Annotated in this window: 18 protein-coding genes and 1 other RNA gene; 14 read left to right on the forward strand and 5 right to left on the reverse strand. The window is 68.2% G+C overall.

Translation table 11 applies throughout. From position 1 onward, the window contains the following. The first annotated feature begins 140 nt into the window (after positions 1-140). Both VV02_RS11035 and VV02_RS11040 read left to right on the forward strand, forming a co-directional pair. Positions 141-1535 (forward strand): FAD-binding oxidoreductase, encoded by a 1395-nt coding sequence (locus tag VV02_RS11035; protein WP_245633052.1) that lies wholly within the window; start codon positions 141-143, stop codon positions 1533-1535. Beyond that, positions 1532-2809: an SAM-dependent methyltransferase gene (locus tag VV02_RS11040; protein ID WP_052591603.1), complete on the forward strand. Its 1278-nt coding sequence runs from the start codon at positions 1532-1534 to the stop codon at positions 2807-2809. The genes VV02_RS11035 and VV02_RS11040 overlap by 4 nt, the downstream gene beginning before the upstream one ends. A gap of 15 nt (positions 2810-2824) precedes the next feature. Here VV02_RS11040 and VV02_RS11045 read toward each other — a convergent pair whose 3' ends face one another. After that, entirely contained in the window at positions 2825-3361 is a 537-nt protein-coding gene (locus VV02_RS11045; protein WP_157063368.1) for a hypothetical protein, read from the reverse strand. 158 nt (positions 3362-3519) lie between these two features. On the opposite strand from VV02_RS11045, the gene ssrA reads away from it, so the two are divergent. Continuing rightward, positions 3520-3886, forward strand: a transfer-messenger RNA (tmRNA) gene (gene ssrA / locus VV02_RS25975). Positions 3887-3967: 81 nt separating this feature from the next. Here the strand turns inward: ssrA and VV02_RS11050 are convergent. Further along, positions 3968-4585 carry an SIMPL domain-containing protein gene (locus VV02_RS11050; protein WP_052591605.1) on the reverse strand — a complete coding sequence of 206 codons (618 nt, stop codon included), beginning with the start codon at positions 4583-4585 and terminating at the stop codon, positions 3968-3970. Positions 4586-4726: 141 nt separating this feature from the next. Between VV02_RS11050 and VV02_RS11055 the strand changes: the two genes are divergently transcribed. From VV02_RS11055 to VV02_RS11075, 5 genes are all read left to right on the forward strand, one after another. After that, positions 4727-4993 (forward strand): hypothetical protein, encoded by a 267-nt coding sequence (locus tag VV02_RS11055; RefSeq protein ID WP_052591606.1) that lies wholly within the window; start codon positions 4727-4729, stop codon positions 4991-4993. Between the two features lie 51 nt (positions 4994-5044). Next, entirely contained in the window at positions 5045-6460 is a 1416-nt protein-coding gene (locus VV02_RS11060; RefSeq protein ID WP_052591607.1) for an NAD-dependent malic enzyme, read from the forward strand. Between the two features lie 269 nt (positions 6461-6729). Next, complete coding sequence (locus VV02_RS27125) at positions 6730-9219, forward strand: DEAD/DEAH box helicase (protein WP_245633053.1); 2490 nt, start codon at positions 6730-6732, stop codon at positions 9217-9219. Positions 9220-9240: 21 nt separating this feature from the next. Beyond that, on the forward strand, positions 9241-9819 hold the full coding sequence (locus VV02_RS11070) for a YqgE/AlgH family protein (protein ID WP_052591608.1): 579 nt from the start codon (positions 9241-9243) through the stop codon (positions 9817-9819). Positions 9820-9878: 59 nt separating this feature from the next. Beyond that, complete coding sequence (locus VV02_RS11075) at positions 9879-10850, forward strand: helix-turn-helix transcriptional regulator (protein WP_052591609.1); 972 nt, start codon at positions 9879-9881, stop codon at positions 10848-10850. Positions 10851-10880: 30 nt separating this feature from the next. On the opposite strand, the gene VV02_RS11080 is transcribed toward VV02_RS11075, so the two are convergent. Beyond that, a complete protein-coding gene (locus VV02_RS11080) occupies positions 10881-11102 on the reverse strand; it encodes a hypothetical protein (RefSeq protein ID WP_052591610.1) in 222 nt (73 codons plus the stop codon). A gap of 226 nt (positions 11103-11328) precedes the next feature. Between VV02_RS11080 and VV02_RS11085 the strand changes: the two genes are divergently transcribed. From VV02_RS11085 to VV02_RS11100, 4 genes are all read left to right on the forward strand, one after another. Next, on the forward strand, positions 11329-12084 hold the full coding sequence (locus VV02_RS11085; RefSeq protein ID WP_052591611.1) for a C40 family peptidase: 756 nt from the start codon (positions 11329-11331) through the stop codon (positions 12082-12084). 54 nt (positions 12085-12138) lie between these two features. Further along, on the forward strand, positions 12139-12450 hold the full coding sequence (locus VV02_RS11090; protein ID WP_052591612.1) for a DUF3039 domain-containing protein: 312 nt from the start codon (positions 12139-12141) through the stop codon (positions 12448-12450). 122 nt (positions 12451-12572) lie between these two features. Continuing rightward, the gene (locus VV02_RS11095; protein WP_157063369.1) at positions 12573-12743 is read left to right on the forward strand and encodes a hypothetical protein; all 171 of its coding nucleotides are present in this window, start codon (positions 12573-12575) and stop codon (positions 12741-12743) included. Positions 12744-12823: 80 nt separating this feature from the next. Next, positions 12824-14584 carry a DEAD/DEAH box helicase gene (locus VV02_RS11100; protein ID WP_052591614.1) on the forward strand — a complete coding sequence of 587 codons (1761 nt, stop codon included), beginning with the start codon at positions 12824-12826 and terminating at the stop codon, positions 14582-14584. Here VV02_RS11100 and VV02_RS11105 read toward each other — a convergent pair. Together VV02_RS11105 and VV02_RS11110 are read right to left on the reverse strand one after the other, a co-directional pair. Further along, positions 14556-15017: a hypothetical protein gene (locus VV02_RS11105; RefSeq protein WP_052591615.1), complete on the reverse strand. Its 462-nt coding sequence runs from the start codon at positions 15015-15017 to the stop codon at positions 14556-14558. The genes VV02_RS11100 and VV02_RS11105 overlap by 29 nt on opposite strands. 9 nt (positions 15018-15026) lie before the next feature. Then, positions 15027-16250, reverse strand: coding sequence for a GAF domain-containing protein (locus VV02_RS11110; protein ID WP_052591616.1), 1224 nt, complete (start codon positions 16248-16250; stop codon positions 15027-15029). Positions 16251-16372: 122 nt separating this feature from the next. Here VV02_RS11110 and VV02_RS11115 point away from each other — a divergent pair, with 122 nt between their 5' ends. Next, positions 16373-18211 (forward strand): flavin-containing monooxygenase, encoded by a 1839-nt coding sequence (locus VV02_RS11115; RefSeq protein ID WP_052591617.1) that lies wholly within the window; start codon positions 16373-16375, stop codon positions 18209-18211. A 62-nt stretch (positions 18212-18273) separates the two neighbouring features. After that, positions 18274-18657, forward strand: coding sequence for a hypothetical protein (locus tag VV02_RS11120; RefSeq protein WP_157063370.1), 384 nt, complete (start codon positions 18274-18276; stop codon positions 18655-18657). Positions 18658-18672 lie beyond the last annotated feature (15 nt).

Here is an 18672-nt window from a genome sequence, read left to right on the forward strand (position 1 = left end):
TGAGAGAGAGTAGACCCGTTGCGCGACGGATGCCAACCCGATTTGGTAGTGACCGACACCACAGTCCCCGGGTCGGCAGTCACCGCGGGCCGACGCGGGTGCAGTCTTGGCAGCGACGTGCAGCAGCAAAGGAGCGGCTTGTGACGAATGGATCGAGCACGGTGGGCTGGGAGCAGCATGAGCGCGCGGTGACCGAGCTGCGCGCGCAGCTGGCTGCCGTTCCTCGGGGTGAGCCGGTCCGGCTCGCCAAGCGTTCCTCCAACCTGTTCCGCCCGCGCGAGGGCACGGGTCGCCCGGGTCTGGACGTCTCGGCCCTGGACTCGGTGATCGAGGTCGACCCCGTACGCCGGGTGGCTCAGGTCCAGGGCATGTGCACCTACGAGCACCTCGTCGAGGCGACGCTGCCGCACGGGTTGATGCCCTTCGTCGTACCGCAGCTCAAGACGATCACGCTCGGCGGCGCGGTCACCGGCCTGGGCATCGAGTCCTCGTCGTTCCGCAACGGGCTGCCCCACGAGTCGGTGCGTGAGATGGACATCCTCACCGGCACGGGCGAGATCCTCACGGCGACGGCGGACAACGAGCACGCCGAGCTCTTCCGGACGTTCCCCAACTCCTACGGCTCGTTGGGCTACTCCGTCCGCCTCGAGATCGACCTGGACCCGATCAAGCCCTACGTCCACCTGCGGCACCTTCGCTTCGGCGAGCTGAGTGAGCTGACGGCCCGCATGGACGAGCTGCTTCGCACCCGCGAGCTCGACGGCCAGGCCGTGGATTTCCTTGACGGAGTGGTGTTCTCGGCGACCGAGAGCTACCTGATCGTCGGCACGTGGGCCGAGCACGCGCCGTACACGAGCGACTACACCGGGCAGCAGATCTTCTACCGCTCGATCCAGGAGCGCGCCGAGGACTACCTCACCGCACACGACTACATCTGGCGCTGGGACACCGACTGGTTCTGGTGCTCGCGAGCGTTCTACGTCCAGAACCCGAAGGTGCGCCGGCTGGTGCCGAAGCGCTATCTGCGCAGCGACGTCTACGGCAAGATCATCCGGTTCGAGAACCGGCACGGATGGTTCGCCAAGCGCGATGCGCGCAAGGGCAACCTCCCTCGCGAGCGGGTCGTCCAGGACGTCGAGATCCCGATCGAGCGCACCACAGACTTCCTCGAGTGGTTCCTCGACAACGTGCCGATCGAGCCGATCTGGTTGTGCCCGTTGGCTGTTCGCGATCACGACAACGGTGACCAGCCGTGGCCGCTCTATCCGTTGCGGGTCGGGGAGCAGTACGTCAACGTGGGCTTCTGGTCCACGGTCGAGATCCCGCAGGGCGGCTCGGACGGCGACACCAACAAGGAGATCGAGCGCGTCGTGGAGGAGCTGGGCGGACACAAGTCGCTCTACTCCGACGCCTACTACGACGAGGCGACCTTCTGGTCGCTCTACGGCGGCGAGACGTACCAGCAGATCAAGAAGACCTATGACCCGGACGGGCGGTTGCCCGACCTTTACGCAAAGGCGGTGGGACGACGATGAGCATGACGATCGGACAGGTGGCGGACCGTATCTTCGGTCCAGATGTGCCGTTCAGGTTCGAGGCGTACGACGGCTCAGTGGGTGGCCGTCTCGACTCGGACATCGTGGTGCGGGTGGAGAACGAGCGCGGGTTGCGCTATCTCGTGACCGCGCCGGGCGAGCTGGGCATGGTTCGTGCCTACGTTCAGGGAGACCTGGTCCTCGAGGGCGTCGACCCAGGCGATCCGTACGACCTGTTGTCCGTGTTCCTGGACAAGCAGCTCGTCCAGCGCCCGGCGCTCAATGAGCTGCCGGAGATCGCGAAGTCGTTGGGTATCAACGCTTTTCGGCCGCCCGAGCTGCCTCGTGAGGAAGCAGTTCCAGGGTGGCGCCGCACGGTCGAGGGCCTTCGCCACTCGCGCCGCCGCGACGCGGACGCGATCCATCACCACTACGACGTGAGCAACGCGTTCTACGAGATGGTGCTGGGTCCGTCGATGACCTACACCTGTGCCTGCTACCCGGAGGACGGCTCGACGCTCGAGGAGGCCCAGGCGCACAAGTACGACCTGGTCGCCAAGAAGCTCGGGCTCGAGCCCGGCATGCGTCTGCTCGACGTCGGCTGCGGCTGGGGCGGCATGGTGCGGCACGCGGTGCAGCACTACGGCGTCACCGCGCTCGGGGTCACGCTGTCGGCCGAGCAGGCCGCCTGGGCGCAGCAGCGCATCAAGGAGGACGGTCTGGACGATCGCGCCGAGGTCCGTCACATGGACTACCGCGATGTCGCCGAGGGTGGCTTCGACGCGGTCAGCTCGATCGGTCTGACCGAGCACATCGGGATCAAGAACTACCCGGCGTACTTCACTTTCCTCAACGGCAAGCTGCGTGAGGGCGGGCGGATGCTCAACCACGCCATCACCCGTCCCGACACCGCCTCCAACGGGCTCAAGCGCGGCGGGTTCATCAACCGCTACGTGTTCCCCGACGGTGAGCTGGCCGGGGTCGGCACGATCGTGTCGACCATGCAGGACCACGGCTTCGAGATCCGGCACGTCGAGGACCTGCGCGAGCACTACGCCCGGACGACCCGCGAATGGTGCCGGAACCTCAGCGCCAACTGGGACGCCTGTGTGCGTGAGGCCGGCGCCGGGACCGCTCGGGTGTGGGGCCTCTACATGGCCGGCTCGTCGCTCAACTTCGAGCGCAACAACATCCAGCTCCACCAGGTGCTGGGTGTGAAGGTCGGTTCCGACGGCGACGCGCACTACCCGCTGCGCCACACCTTCGGCGTCTGAGTCAGGCGCCTGGACTCAGAGGTGGGGCAGGCTGCTCTCGATCGACATCGGCTTCTGCAGACCTTCGCGGAGGTATGACGGAGCACCGGTGCGTTCGAGAGCGGCCTGCACCCGACTGATGAGCGCGTCACCGGGCCAGACGTGCCACCACATCGAGGCGAGCACGAACGGCAGGCCCACCAGGAATGCCAGGCTGCTCGTGGGCTCGACGGCGAAGCAGACGACCATCGTCAGGAGCATGGGCGCCTCGGTCATCGCGATGCGCAGCATGTGGGTGAGCCGGAAGTCAGTCTCCGACCGACGTGCGGCGCGCTGTGGTTCGAGCCCCGCCTCGGCCGCGGTCACCCGGTAGCCCGCGACGGTGGCGAGTCCGAAGCCGACTGCCGCGAGGACCGGGCCGACGGCGTACGTCCATGAGGGCGGTGCGTCCACGCCGAGGCTCACGACCAGGACGACCGCGATCACCAGGGGAGCGAGCAGGATGGCGCTGCTCAGGATTCGCAGGCTCATCAGGCTCGAGGATCGGGTCCGTGGACCGGTCGCGGCGCTCATCCCCTGAGCCTAGCGATCGCGCGGATCTGGGCCCCTGGCGCCGGAATTGGGTGGCGGGACCCGGTGTTGAGTCAAGTAGGCTGGAGAGCCTGCGGCCAGCTCGTCCGGTCGCGACAACTGAACAGCGTGACGTGCCCGTCCGACATGTCGGACTCCATGGGGGTGATCGGTTTCGACGTTGATCGCCGTTGCAGGAGAAGCGGGCCGAGGATGCACGGTTATCTCGTTAACGATCCGTGCAAACCCCATAGGTGCCAATTCAAAGCGCACCGACTTCGCCCTTGCTGCCTAAGCAAGCCTGAAGTCCGTCAGCCTGGGCGCGCTTCCGTCCCAGATCCTGGCGTCAGCTAGGAAGCTTGCTGCGTCGTCATGTCGAGGGACGGCGCGGGACTCTTACTCGACTGGGCCTGTCAGGGAACGTGTGCGTGCGAGCCCTGGGGCCGAGAAAATCCATAGCGCACTGCGCCCGGAGAAGTCCTTCTTCGCGCTCAGCGGACCCGGGTTCGATTCCCGGCACCTCCACCACCCATGTGGCACGTCACGCCAGTCAGCCAGAGGGCTCGAGCGATCTTGTCGCTCGAGCCCTCTGGTTTTGTCTGTGCGCGGTCAGTCCAGCGCCCACCGCACCTGCAGCTGGGTCTTGACGGTGTGCTGGCCCTGCTCGACCCCTCCGTCACCGGCCGCCATCGCGAACCGCATCTCGGGGCCGGGGCCGCCTCGCGCCCCCGGCTGGTCGATGGCCAGGACCTGACCCAGGGACCGACCGGCCAGCTCGGCGAGGGCGGTCACCTGGCGGTGCGCGTCGGCGTACGCCGCCTGCCGGGCTCGGTCCGCCAGGCTCGTCTCGTCGTCGACGGCCAGCCCCAACGACTCGAGCCGGAAGGCGTTGCCGACGGCCGACGCGACCTTGGACAGCACGGTCCCGACGGTCCCCGGCTCACGCCACGTCACGCTGAATCGGTGGGTGGCTTCGTAACCGGACGGCACGCCGTCCTGGCCCCATCGCGTGTCCACCGACACGCCAAGGGTGCGCAGATCTCGATCCTCGACGCCCTGCTCGCGCAGTGACGTGCTGAGTGCGACGGCCGATTGCTGGCAGGTGTCGAGGGCGGTGCTGACATCGCGAGCCTCGGCCCGCGCGGCCATCACCAGACGGACGATGTCGGGTGCATCCGCGGCCGAGCCGGTGCCGATCACGGTGATGCTGTGGTCCGGAGCAGTCATGTCGCGACTCTCGCACAACCAGCCCGGTCACGCCGTTCGCAGACCGGGACTGACAGAATCCCTTTCGTGCAATCGTTCGCGGAACGGCACTCTCGGGACGGGGGCGATGGAGCGCCGGTCGGGGGCCGGTCAGATGCCCTCATGTGGTTGGGCCTGGGTGCCCTCGTCAGCGTGGTCGGATTCATCCTTGGCCACCTGATGCCGACCATTGCCGGCATCCTCCTCGCGCTCCCAGGCCTGCTGATCTTCCTGCTCGACCGCTACTCCGGCGGACACCCGGCGCCGCCGCTCCTCTCTGATGAGGAAGAGGACGACGAGGACGAGGATGAGTACCGGGACGAGGACGACGAGTACGGCGAGTACGACGACGAAGACCCTACTGAGGAGTACTTCCCGCGGCGGAGATGACATGGTGGCCCGCTGACCGTCGTACCCGGTTGTGGGGCCAGAATGTCGGGCATGAGTGTGCCGTCAGTCTCCAACTCGATCACTGTCCGCCTCGAGCTCCCCGGTCGTACGACGGCCGTCAGCGAGCTCACGAGCGCGGTCGAGCGCGGAGGCGGGCTGATCACCGCTCTCGACATCACGGCCGCCAGCAACGACAGGCTGCGCGTCGATGTCACGGCGGCGGCCAGGGACACCGGCCACGCCGATGAGCTGGTCGAGGCGATGCGGGCCGTCGACGGCGTCGAGATCGGCAAGGTGTCCGACCGGACGTTCCTGGTCCACCTCGGCGGCAAGCTGAAGATCGAGTCGAAGGTTCCGATCCGCAACCGCGACGACTTGTCCTTGATCTACACGCCAGGTGTGGCGCGCGTCTGCATGGCGATCGCGGACAACCCGGAGGACGCACGGCGGCTGACCATCAAGCGCAACACGGTGGCCGTCGTGACCGACGGCAGCGCGGTGCTCGGCCTGGGCAACATCGGGCCGCTGGCTGCTCTGCCGGTCATGGAGGGCAAGGCCGCGCTGTTCAAGCGGTTCGCCGATATCGACGCGTTCCCGATCTGCCTGGACACCCAGGACACCGAGGAGATCATCCGCACCGTCAAGGCGATCGCACCGGTGTTCGCCGGAATCAACCTCGAAGACATCTCGGCGCCCCGCTGCTTCGAGGTCGAGGCCCGACTGCGTGACGAGCTGGACATCCCGGTCTTCCACGACGACCAGCACGGCACCGCGATCGTCACGCTGGCCGCGCTGCGCAACGCGCTGCGCGTGGTCGACAAGGAGCTGGCCGACGTCCGCATCGTGATGAGCGGTGCAGGCGCGGCCGGCACCGCGATCCTCAAGCTGCTGCTGCACGCCGGCGCTCGCGACGTGGTCGTCGCCGACATCAACGGTGTCGTGCACAGCGACCGCGAAGACGTACGCGACGGAGCCCATGGCCACCTGACCTGGACGGCTGAGCACACCAACCCGAGAGGTCAGTCCGGGACATTGAAGGATGCCTTGGTCGGTGCCGATGTCTTCATCGGGGTGTCGGCGCCAAACCTGTTGCAGGGCAAGGACATTGGCACGATGGCCGACGACGCGATCGTGTTCGCGCTCGCTAATCCAGTGCCCGAGGTCGATCCGGCTGAGGCAGGCAAGTACGCCGCTGTCGTCGCCACCGGACGCAGCGACTCGGCCAACCAGATCAACAACGTGCTCGTCTTCCCGGGCGTCTTCCGTGGCCTGCTCGATGCAGCAGCGACCAAGGTCTCGGAGAAGGTCATGATCGCCGCGGCGAACGCGCTGTCGGAGACGGTGTCGGCAGACGAGCTCAACCCGGCGTACATCGTGCCCAGCGTCTTCCACCCCGACGTGGCGAAGGTCGTCGCACGCGCAGTCGCTGACGCGGCTCGCGCAGAGAAGGAAGAGTCCGACAGCTGATCCAAGCGGGGCAGACGCGACCGTCGATGGCGGTCGCAGTCCTGATTCCGCGGTGAATCGTGGCGGATATCACCCGAATCGTCGCCCGCGAGGCCTGGATGTGGTTCTTTACCACACGCTGAGGCCGCTATGCTTGCCGTTCACCTAGTACGCGATCTTGCGTTCCCCTTCTTGAGCGCCGAGATCACACGATGCCGCCTGAGCGGGCCCACGATGAGGCCCGGCTCCGACAACGATGCGGCCGGTACTCAAGTCGAAGCGAGAACGAAGTGAAGTCATCTCACCGTGGGCAAAGCCCTGCCCAGAACCAGAAGAAGGCGCGCTGGTCGCGCGTTCAGAAGGTCGAAGCGCAGCGCGCTGCCGTGCGCAAGCAGGTCAAGCAGACCCGGTCCGAGGCGGCCGGCTCCGACCAGCCCCGTCGCGACGATCGCCCCCGCAACAACGAGCGCTCCTACGAGCGTCGTGACCGCGACGACCGGCGTCCGCCGCGTGGTCGCGATGACCGTGGTGGATACCAGGGCAACCGTGACGGCGACAGCCGCACGGGTGGTTACCAGGGCAACCGGTCCGGCGGGTACCAGGGCAACCGAGACCGCGACGACCGCGGTGGTTACCAGGGCAACCGAGACCGCAATGACCGTGGTGGTTACCAGGGCAACCGGACCGGTGGATACCAGGGCAACCGTGACGGCGACAACCGCACGGGCGGCTACCAGGGCAACCGGGACCGTAACGATCGCGGCGGCTATCAGGGCAACCGGACCGGTGGCTACCAGGGCAACCGTGACGGCGACAACCGCACGGGCGGCTATCAGGGCAATCGGACCGGTGGCTATCAGGGCAACCGTGACCGGGACGACCGCACGGGCGGCTACCAGGGCAACCGGGACCGTAACGACCGTGGCGGCTATCAGGGCAACCGTGACGGCGACAACCGCACGGGCGGCTACCAGGGCAATCGGACCGGTGGCTATCAGGGCAACCGCGACCGCAATGACCGTGGCGGCTACCAGGGCAACCGTGATGACCGTGGTGGATACCAGGGCAACCGCGACCGAGACAACCGGTCCGGCGGGTACCAAGGCAACCGAGACAACCGGACCGGTGGCTACCAGGGCAACCGGGATGACCGCGGTGGCTATCAGGGCAACCGCGACCGCTCGACCCAGCGACCGTCGTACGACCGTCAGCAGGCCCCTCGACGCGATGACGCGGTCGAGGCCACCGTCGAGGCGGCTGACACCTCAGCTGTCGAGGCGACGAACGATGCGGTCAACGTGACCGTGGACTCGGTCGAGGAGGCCACGGACATGCAGACAGAGACCATGTCGACAGAGACGGTGCCAGCAGAGACGGTGCCAGCAGAGACGGTGCCGACCGAGACCGTGCAGGCGGACGAGTCCGAGGGCACCGAGCCGATCGCGACCACCTTCGCCGAGCTGGGCCTGCCCGACGCCCTGACCGAGCGGCTGGCCCGCGACGGCATTACCGCACCGTTCCCGATCCAGGCCGCGACGATCCCGGACGCGATGGCCGGCAAGGACGTGCTCGGCCGAGGCCGTACGGGCTCCGGCAAGACGCTCTCCTTCGGCCTGCCGACACTGGCTCGCCTGGCTGCGGGTGGCAAGGCGCGCCCGGGTCAGCCGCGTGCCATCGTGCTCACTCCGACCCGTGAGCTCGCGATGCAGATCAGCGACGCGCTCCAGCCCCTGGTGCACGTCGTCGGGCTGCGGCACAAGCTGGTGGCCGGCGGTATGCCGTACGAGCCGCAGCTGCAGGCCCTGGATCGCGGTCTCGACCTGCTGATCGCGACCCCCGGCCGCCTGATGGATCTGATGGAGCGCGGCGCCGCAGACCTGTCTCGGGTCGAGGTCGCCATCCTCGACGAGGCCGACCACATGGCCGAGATGGGGTTCCTTGAGGCCATCACCGAGATCCTGGACCAGGTGCCGGAGGGCGGCCAGCGGCTGCTCTTCTCAGCGACGTTGGACCGCGGGATCGACGGAATCGTCGATCGCTACCTCGTCGACCCGGTCACCCACTCGACGGACGACGCGCAGGCCTCGGTGGCCACGATGGTCCACCACGCGCTGCTGATCGAGCCGCGCGACAAGAAGGCTGTCATCGCGGAGGTCGCCAACCGTGAGGGCCGGACCGTGGTGTTCTGCCGCACCAAGCTGGGCGCCGACCGCGTAGCCGGCGAGCTGCGCGACCTCGGTGTCGTGGCAGCCGCACTGCACGGTGGCCTCAACCAGGGACAGCGCAACAAGGTGCTGTCGGCGTTCAAGGACGGCCGGGTGCCCGTGCTCGTCGCGACCGATGTCGCGGCCCGCGGTATCCACGTCGACGACGTGGGCGTCGTGCTCCAGGTCGACCCGCCGGCTGACCACAAGGACTACCTCCACCGTGCCGGACGCACGGCTCGCGCAGGCGAGAAGGGCACCGTCGTGACCCTCGCGCTGCCGCACCAGCGTCGGACCGTGCAGCGCCTGCTGGACGACGCGGGCGTCGGCGTACGTCTGCAGAAGGCCAACCCGGGTGACGCCGTGATCGCTGACGCCGGTGGTCGTACGCCCGAGGGCCGACCGATCACCGAGAGTGACCTGCACCGCCTCATCGCGCCGCCGCGTAGCGGTCGTCGTGAGGGCTACGGGCAGCGCTCGGGTGGTCGCCAGGGCGGCTACCGCGGGGGCCGTGACCGGGGTGGCTCGTCCTACCGCGGTCAGGGCGGTCCGCGACGCAGCCACCGCGACCGCTGAGCGGCAGGTCACAATAGCCCGGTGGAGGAACTGACCGGGAGGCTGCTGGTGGCTGCCCCTCGCGCGAGCGAGGAGCAACCCGTCGACGATGTCGAGGACGACGTCTTCGACCGCAGCGTCGTGCTCGTTCTGCACCACGACGACGAAGGCGCGCACGGCCTGGTCCTCAACCGGCCGCTCAGCGCCGAGGTCGATGCCGTCCTTCCCGGCTGGCAGCAGCACGTGGCGACACCGCAGTGCCTCTTCCAAGGCGGTCCGGTGTCCCTCGACTCCGCTCTAGGGCTTGTCTCGGTGCCGGGCGACGACACGTCGCTCGGCATCAAGCGGTTGTTCGGTGCGGTTGGTCTCGTTGACCTCGACGCGCCGCCCGTCGTCGTCATGCCCGAGGTCGCTGCGCTGCGCATCTTTGCCGGCTACACCGGCTGGAGCGGCGGACAGCTTGAGGGTGAGATCCGCCGCGGCTCATGGTTCGTCGTCGACGCCGAGGCGCGTGATGCCTTCACCGATGACCCCCGCGACCTGTGGGGCGACGTCCTGCGACGGCAGGCTGGGACCTTGCGGTTGGTCGCGAGCTTCCCGGTGGACCCGTCGCTCAACTGAGCTCGGCGACGTACGACTCAGACGAGATCTTCAGTGATCGGTCATGCCATCATGCAGCCATGACGACGGCAGGGGAGCTGTCACCGCGAGCGCAGGCCGTCTACGGCGAGCTCAGGAGCGGCGGCGAGGTGCCCATCTCGGGCCTGACGGACGACTCCGGGCCCGACGTAGACCTGGTCGTCAAAGAGCTGCTGGGCTCCGGCCTGGTCGAGGCGCCTGCGACCGGGGAGGTCCTCAGGTTGCGAGTGGGAAGCCACTCGGCGTTGCACGGTCTCCTCGCAACGCAGTCAGTCGCCTCCGTTGAGCGCTCTCTCCTCCAGGCCAGGCAGGCCCTCGACCAGGTGCTGAGCGCGGTGGCCCCGGCCGCCGTGGTGCCTGCGGCCAACCCCGGCCTGGAGCATGTCAGCGACCTGGATGTCGTACGTGAGCGGCTGCTCCAGGTGGTCCGTGGCACCCAGCGTGAGCTGCTCAACCTGCACGAGGGCCGCGCGCCCACGCCCGAGGAAGCAGCATCGGGCTCCTCAGAGGACGACGACATGCTGCGCCGTGGTGTCGCCTTCAGAACCGTCTGCCCTCAGCACTTTGTGCAGCACGAGTACATCCGCGCCGAGGTTGAGCGCACCGAGCAGCTCGGTGCAACGACTCGCTTCGCCGACTCCTTGCCGCACCGCTTGATCATCTCGGACCGGCGTCTGGCGATCCTGCCGACCGATCCGCCGGAGCTCGCGAAGGGCATGGTCTTCGTGACCGAACCGGCGCTCGTGAGGTGCCTGACCCAGCTCGCGCTGACCATCTTGCGGTCGGGCCGCACCCTCGAGGAGGCCATCGCCCTCCCCGACGATGGCCCCACCGAGCGTGAGCGCGAGGTCCTGCTGATGATGAGCTCCGGCCTGACCGACAGCGTGTCGGCCAAGCGGCTGTCCGTGACTGAGCGTCAGTTTCGACGCTATGTGGCACGGGTGATGGAGCGGCTGGGTGCAACGAGCCGGTTCCAGGCGGGCGTGCTGGCGGTCGAGCGCGGCTGGTTGTAGCCCGGTCTCCTCTGATGCCGGTCGGGCCGGCTACTTGTGCTTCTTGTACTTGTGCACCGGCGGCTTGTGCGGGTGCCCGACTGCACAAGCACCGCAGAAACCACCGATGTGGTTGGCCGGGACGACACGATGCTTGGTCACCGTCCCGGTCTGGCTGGGGGAGGCTTCACTGCGCTGCAGCTGGCCGACCAGCCCGAAGGACAGGACGCCGGTGGCGGCGAGAACGACGTACGCACGGGTCTTGTGACGCATGATGCTTCTCCTTCGACGTGAGGTACGGATGACAACACAGGCGGCGGGCTACAGGCGGTGCGAACTGGGCGAGATGTCCGGTTCCGGACCTCCACCGAAGGCGTTGACGTCCGAGAGCGGACCTTAGACGGGCCGATCGTTGTTCTCGCTCCTGTCGCGCCCGAGTCTGATCTCGCTGCAGCAAAACCGTTGCGGCTCAGGGGTTTCGACTCGAACGGAGATCATCATGAACAAGGTCCGCACCACCTTGGCCGCCGCAGCGGCCACAACGCTCGTGAGCGCAGTCCTGGTGGCTGGAATGGGCGAGTCGGCATCAGCGGCCACGACCGGTCGCGTCGACGTCGCCGCCGGCAACACACTCAGTATCCGAAACGCGCCGAGCGGCAACGCCGCCAAGGTCGGGTCGTACGCCGATGGGGCCTCCATCGCCATCACGTGCAAGGTGTCGGGCACGAGTCAGACGGGCACCTTCGGCACCACCAACCAGTGGGATCGCGTCGCCTCGGGCTACGTCTCGCACGCCTACGTCTCCTCGTCATCGGCCATTCCGGCCTGTACGACCGCCCCGCCGGCTCCGTCGGGCACCGCCGTGCAGAAGGCGGTTGTGGCCAAGGCGAAGTCCCTCGTCGGGAAGTACCCCTACGTCAAGAATCAGGGCGGCTACTACGGACCGACCAATGGCGGTTTCGACTGCTCGGGCCTCACGATGTACGCCTGGTACCAGGGCTCGGGCGGCCGGGTGAAGCTCACGCACTGGTCCAAGCAGCAGTACAACGAGGGTGCCAGCGTCCCGTTCAGCCAGCGTCAGCCCGGCGATCTGATGTTCAAGTCCGGCTCGGACGGCATCTATCACGTCGTCGTGTACGTCGGGAACAACCAGTACGTCGGCGCACAGTCTCCCTCGGACGGGATTCGCCTGATCAGCTTCAGCGGGGCGGTGCCGTCCGGATACCTGTCGACAGTCGTACGCCCGCGGTACTGACTGCGGCGCCGCACCTGCATCGCGGTGAGGCGGTGCCTGCCTAGACTTGGTGGCATGAGCACGCCTATCGACGACCCGAACCGCCCCTCCGCGCCCGAGGCGGAGCCGGGCGGTCCGCAGACCTCCACGGCCGTCCTGGAGCGTGAGCAGCTCCAGGACCAGGAGGCCGAGCCGGGCGATCACGAGCGGTTCTCGCACTACGTGCGCAAGGAGAAGATCCTCGAGAGCGCGATGTCCGGTGACCCCGTGACGGCGCTCTGCGGCAAGATCTGGGTCCCCGGTCGCGACCCCAAGAAGTTCCCGGTCTGCCCGACCTGCCAGGAGATCTACGACGGTCTGCGCGCGCCTCAAGACGGCGGCAAGTAGTCCGGGCCGTGGCGTGGCGAATCGATGGGCATGACGTCCCGTCAGTGGGCGGAGATGACGGCCACACTGTTGCGGTAGATCGAGCTCGGCACCCGCACGCCGCGGCGATGGTGATCTTGTCGATGTTGGCAACCGTTGCGCTCGGCACGATCTTTGCCCAGATCGGTGGCGGACTGATCGTTGCGCTCGTGCTTGCCTTCACGGTGCTGCGCAATACGGGACCATCGAGATGGTGGGTCGTTGCACTCGGCGGGTTGATGACCGTCTACGGCTTCTACCTGGTGGCCGCCTGACGTGATGTTCAGCACCAGGTCGTCCCACGCCGGGAGGGCCTGCGCTGCAATGTCATTCAGCCCGGCTACTGTGGCGCGCGATGAGCACCTCAGCCGCGTCGCACCTGTCGCCAGCGTTTCCGGAGCGAGCGGCCTGGGGCACTGCCAGCAAACTCCGCGCCTGGCAGGCGCAGGCGCTGCAGACCTACCTGGCTGAGGGTCCACGCGACTTCCTCGCAGTCGCCACACCGGGCGCCGGCAAGACGACTTACGCGCTGCGTGTGGCCACCGAGCTGCTGGGCGCGGGCATCGTCCAGCAGCTGACGATCGTGGCGCCGACCGAGCACCTCAAGACCCAGTGGGCGGACGCTGCGGCTCGGGTCGGCATCAACATCGACCCGAAGTTCACGAATGCACAAGAGGTGCACGCCGCGGACTACGACGGCGTCGCGGTGACCTACGCAGGCGTCGCCAGCCGGCCCTTGCTGCACCGCGCCCGCACCGAGTCGGTCCGCACTCTGGTGATCCTGGATGAGATCCACCACGGCGGCGACGCCAAGTCGTGGGGTGACGCGCTGCGTGAGGCGTTCGAGCCGGCGACCCGTCGGCTGTCACTGACCGGCACCCCGTTCCGCTCGGACACCAGCCCGATCCCGTTCGTCACCTACGCCGAGGACGAGCACGGCATCCGTCGCTCATCGAGCGACTACACCTACGGCTACGCCGAAGCACTGCGCGACGGCGTCGTCCGACCGGTGCTCTTCATGGCCTACGGCGGCAACATGCGCTGGCGCACCAGTGCCGGTGACGAGATCGCCGCGCGGCTCGGTGAGCCGATGACCAAGGACGCGACCGCCCAGGCCTGGCGTACGGCGCTGGACCCCAAGGGAGAGTGGATCCCGTCCGTGCTGCGGGCGGCGGACAAGCGGCTGTCGGAGGTACGCCGACACATGCCCGACGCGGGCGGCCTCGTCATCGCGTCCAACCAGACGGCAGCACGCTCGTACGCCCGCACGCTGGAGGACGTGACCGGCGAGAAGGCGACGGTCGTCCTGTCCGATGACGCCGGATCCTCCTCTCGCATCGAGAAATTCGCTGAGGACGACTCGCGCTGGATGGTCGCCGTACGCATGGTGTCCGAGGGCGTCGACGTCCCGCGGCTCGCGGTCGGTGTCTATGCGACGTCCACCTCTACGCCGCTGTTCTTCGCCCAGGCCGTGGGTCGTTTCGTACGCGCCCGTCGCCGTGGCGAGACGGCCTCCGTCTTTCTCCCGAGCGTCCCGCTCATCCTTGAGCACGCCAGCCGGATGGAGGACGAGCGCGACCACGCACTCGACCGGCCCAAGAAACCTGGCGAGGAGGAGTCGATCTGGTCCGAGGAGGAGGGCCTGCTCGCCGAGGCCAACCACGAGGAGAAGGCACTCGGCGGGGACGACCAGCTGTCCTTCGAGGCGCTGGAGTCGGACGCCGAGTTCGACCACGTGCTGTTCGATGCGCAGCAGTTCGGCCTCGGGGCCGAGGTCGGCAGCGACGACGAGCAGGAATACCTCGGCCTCCCGGGACTGCTCGAGCCCGACCAGATGACTCAGCTGCTGCGGCAGCGCCAGACCAAGCAGGCCAAGAGCGGTCGCAAGCGGCCAGTGGACGATGCTCCGATGGCTGCACACCGTGCGCTCGCGGCTCAGCGCAAGGAGCTCAACTCCCTCGTCGGCGCCTACGCCCGCAAGTCGGGCCAGGCGCACGCCACGATCCACAACGACCTGCGTACGTCCTGTGGCGGGCCGACGCTCGACCGCGCCTCGACAGAGCAGGTCACCGCGCGGATCGCCTTGATCAGGAAGTGGTTCGTCGGCCGGCGCTGAGCAGGACCGCAGCCGCGACGATGGCGCCGAGCCCACAGAGCACCGCCAGCACCCCGAAGACACGGACCGAGCCGCCCTGACGTGTCAGCCAGGCGCCTTCAACCGACAGGATGAGCCCGGCGAGGACTGCGAGACCCGGCCCTGAGGGTCGCCCGCGTGAGATCAGGATCGAGCCGCGTCGCCCGACAACGATCAGCACGACCTGGGTGAGCACGACCAGCCCCGCGACGATCACCCACTCCCTGTCCCCATCAGGAAGCGAAGGGCCGTCGATGCTGAGGCCGTACGAGAGGATGAACAGCGCCCAGAGGGCGACGCCGAGCAGGATGACCCCGCCGAAGTAGCCGCAGACCTGGGCAAAGACCGCGGCGGTCGTCCGCCAGGTCGGGCCGGACCGGGCCGGTGCGGTCGCTGACGGACCCTGCTCGTCCACGCGCTGCTCTCAACAGCTCGCGCGGAGGCGGACGACGACTGGCGCGCTGGAGCTGGGCATCAGCGAGCGGAGGTTGGTGGGCAGCCGCAGCCGGGCATCGACCTGAGGTGACAGGCGGTACGGCTGGCTGAGCAGCAATGGCCCGAGCGTCTGCCGTAGCCGGGACATCTCGGCTCGTACGGTCACGGCGCGCGTCGGGTCGGCGAACAGGTCATCAGCGAGGGCCGCTGCCGTGCGGCCGGTCGGCCCGGCATCGATCAGCGAGATCAGGATCTCAGCATGCCGCGGACTGAGGTCGTAGCGCCAGCTCCCGGTGGGGCCCGAGACCGCGAGATGGGGCGCGCCGCTGAGGTCGAGCAGCGCGCCGGTGGGCACCGCCTCCTGATCCGAGCCGAGCCGCAGCAGCCATCCGCCCGGCAGCGGTTCGGCGACTGCGGGCCCGAGTCCCGGCAGCCAGAGGCCGCCCTCGCCGACGGTGCTCGGCAGCATCACCCGGTCGGGGGCGGCGAGACCTGTCGCTGCCGCCACGTGGCCGGCCTGGTCCACGACGAGCGCCTGACCCGTGAGTCGCTCAAGCAGGCCGGCAGAGTCAGCCCGGAGACGGCCGAGCCGCGTCCGGTGCTGCTCGCGAACCTCCATCGCGCCCAGCCGTGCCGACATCTCAACCAGGGCCAGCTCCGCCGGGTGCATGGCCCGAGACGGACCGCTCACGTCGATGACGCCCAACGTGCGACCTGTCCACGGATCGCTGATCGGCGCGGCAGCACAGCCCCACTGCGTGTGCGACTCGACGTAGTGCTCACCGCCACGGATCTGCACCGGTGCGTTCAGCACGAGACAGGTGCCGATCGCGTTGGTGCCGACGTTGCCCTCGGTCCACGCCGAGCCGCTGACGAAGCCGAGCCGGTCGGCGAACCGGCGTACCTGCGAGCCACCCTGACGCCACAGCACCCGGCCCTCGCGGTCGGTGATCACGACGAGCTGGCCAGCGTCTACGACGGACTTCAGCGCTGACGTGAGGTGCGGCAGCAGCGGGAGCAAGCCACTCGTCGTACGCCGCTCCTCGATATCGGAACGGTCGAGAGGGGCGACCTCCGGGTTGGAGCCAGGGTCGAGTCCGCTGGCCCGCAGCCGTCGCCAGGAGGCTGCGATCTCAGGTCGGGCAGCGGCACCGTGGCCACCGGACAGTACGCGCTCGCGAGTGCGGCGCTGGGCCCGGTCCTGGTCGTCCACGCGTGCTCCTTCGCCTGCCCCGGAGGCGTCCGGCGGAACCCGGTGCAACGTCCTGCAACTCTTCCGCGGGCCGAGCCGAAGCGATGTGCTGCAGGTCACAGCCTAAGCGAGAGGAGATCGCGATGACCCAGACCGTGGATCAGGGAGTGGACGTCAGCACGGAGGACACAGCGCAGCCGCGGGACGCAGCCGCCTGGCTGGCCGCGCTCGAGAGCGCTCTCCGGGCCCAGGACGTACCAGCGGCTGCAGGCCTGTTCGCGACCGACTCCTACTGGCGCGACCTCGTCTCCTTCTCGTGGAACATCGTCACGGCCGAGGGCCGGGAGGGTGTCACCGACCTGCTCACCGAGACCGTGGCGCGTGCGACGCCGTCGGGCTTCGCGCTGAGCGAGCCGGCGGACGAGGCGGACGGTGTGACGACCGCGTGGTTCACTTTCGAGACCGCGGTCGGGCGAGGGCGCGGACTGGTCAGGCTGAAGGACGAGGACGGCCTGAAGGCGTGGACCTTCCTCACCACGATGTACGAGCTGAAGGACCACGAGGAGCCGCGCGGCACGGCCCGTCCCATGGGCGCCGAGCACGGCGCGAGCAAGGACCGGGTGACGTGGTCCGAGCGGCGTCAGCAGGAGGCGGAGGACCTCGGCAGCACGACCCAGCCGTACGTCCTCGTGATCGGCGGGGGTCAGGGTGGCATCGCCCTCGGTGCCCGGCTCCGGCAGCTCGGCGTACCAAGCCTCGTCATCGACAAGTACGCCCGCCCGGGAGACCAGTGGCGTGGCCGCTACAAGTCGCTGTGCCTGCACGACCCGGTCTGGTACGACCACCTGCCCTACCTGAAGTTCCCGGACAACTGGCCGGTCTTCGCACCCAAGGACAAGATCGCGGACTGGCTGGAGTCGTACACGAAGGTCATGGAGGTGCCGTACTGGTCGAGCACGCGGGCGACCAGCGCGACGTACTCCGAGGAGACGAAGGAATGGACGGTCACCGTCGAGCGCGACGGTCAGCCGCTCACGCTCCGGCCGAAGCAGCTCGTGCTCGCGACCGGGATGTCCGGTAAGCCGAACGTCCCGACCATCCCCGGGATGGACGAGTTCACCGGCGATCAGCACCACTCCTCGGCGCACCCCGGCCCGGATGCCTACACCGGCAAGCGCTGCGTGGTGATCGGCAGCAACAACTCGGCTTTCGACATCTGCGGCGCCCTGTGGGAGCACGGTGCCGACGTGACGATGGTCCAGCGCTCATCGACGCACATCGTCAAGAGCGCGAGCCTGATGGACATCGGGCTGGGTGACCTGTACTCCGAGCGGGCGGTTGACGCCGGGATGACCACGGAGAAGGCCGACCTCGTCTTCGCCTCCCTGCCGTACCGGATCATGCACGAGTTCCAGATCCCGCTGTACGACCAGATGCGCGAGCGGGACAAGGACTTCTACGACCGGATGACGAAGGCTGGCTTCGAATTGGACTGGGGCGACGACGGATCCGGGCTCTTCATGAAGTATCTGCGTCGAGGGTCGGGCTACTACATCGACGTCGGCGCGGCCGAGCTGGTCGCCGATGGCGAGGTCAAGCTCGCCCACGGCCAGGTCGACCACCTGACCGCAGACAGCGTGGTCCTCGCGGATGGGACGTCGCTGCCCGCAGACCTCGTGGTCTATGCGACCGGATACGGCTCGATGAACGGTTGGGCCGCTGAGCTCATCAACCAGGAGGTCGCGGACACGGTCGGCAAGGTCTGGGGTCTGGGCTCGGACACCACCAAGGACCCGGGTCCCTGGGAGGGCGAGCAGCGCAACATGTGGAAGCCCACCCAGCAGGAGGCGCTGTGGTTCCACGGCGGCAACCTGCACCAGTCGCGCCACTACTCGCTCTACCTCGCGCTCCAGCTGAAGGCGCGGCACGAGGGTTTGGAGACGCCGGTTTACGGACTTCAGGAGGTGCACCACACGTCCTGACGGCTACGTTGTCCCCGACGTGGCACCCTGCCGGTGCCGCCCAGAGGTGAGAGATGGTTCGCATGAGGGTTCAACAGGTCCTGGTGCCGACAGTGGTCACATTCGCAGCGGTCGGGTTTATGGCTCCGACAGCGAGCGCGAGCAATGCCTCGTCGTCGGTGAGCTATGGCGGGGTCGTCCGCGGCACGGCGAGCTGGACGGACGTCACCGACAACCTCTGCGTCACAGCGACCGGCGGCGACGGCATCAACATTGCCACCGCGAAGATCCGCCCGGCCAACGGGTCGGGGCCGTCCTTCACGATCTCGGACCTCACCGACACCTCCGGCGGGCAGTGCACCGGCAACCTCAGCATCCCCGAGGACCGCGCCTACATCCTCACGCTGCAGTGGGACAGCGAGGGCGGTGTAAGGCGTACGGCCACGCCGAAGAACTTCTACACCTGATCGGTCGGCGGACCG

The organism is Luteipulveratus mongoliensis, assembly GCF_001190945.1.
Classification (GTDB): domain Bacteria; phylum Actinomycetota; class Actinomycetes; order Actinomycetales; family Dermatophilaceae; genus Luteipulveratus; species Luteipulveratus mongoliensis.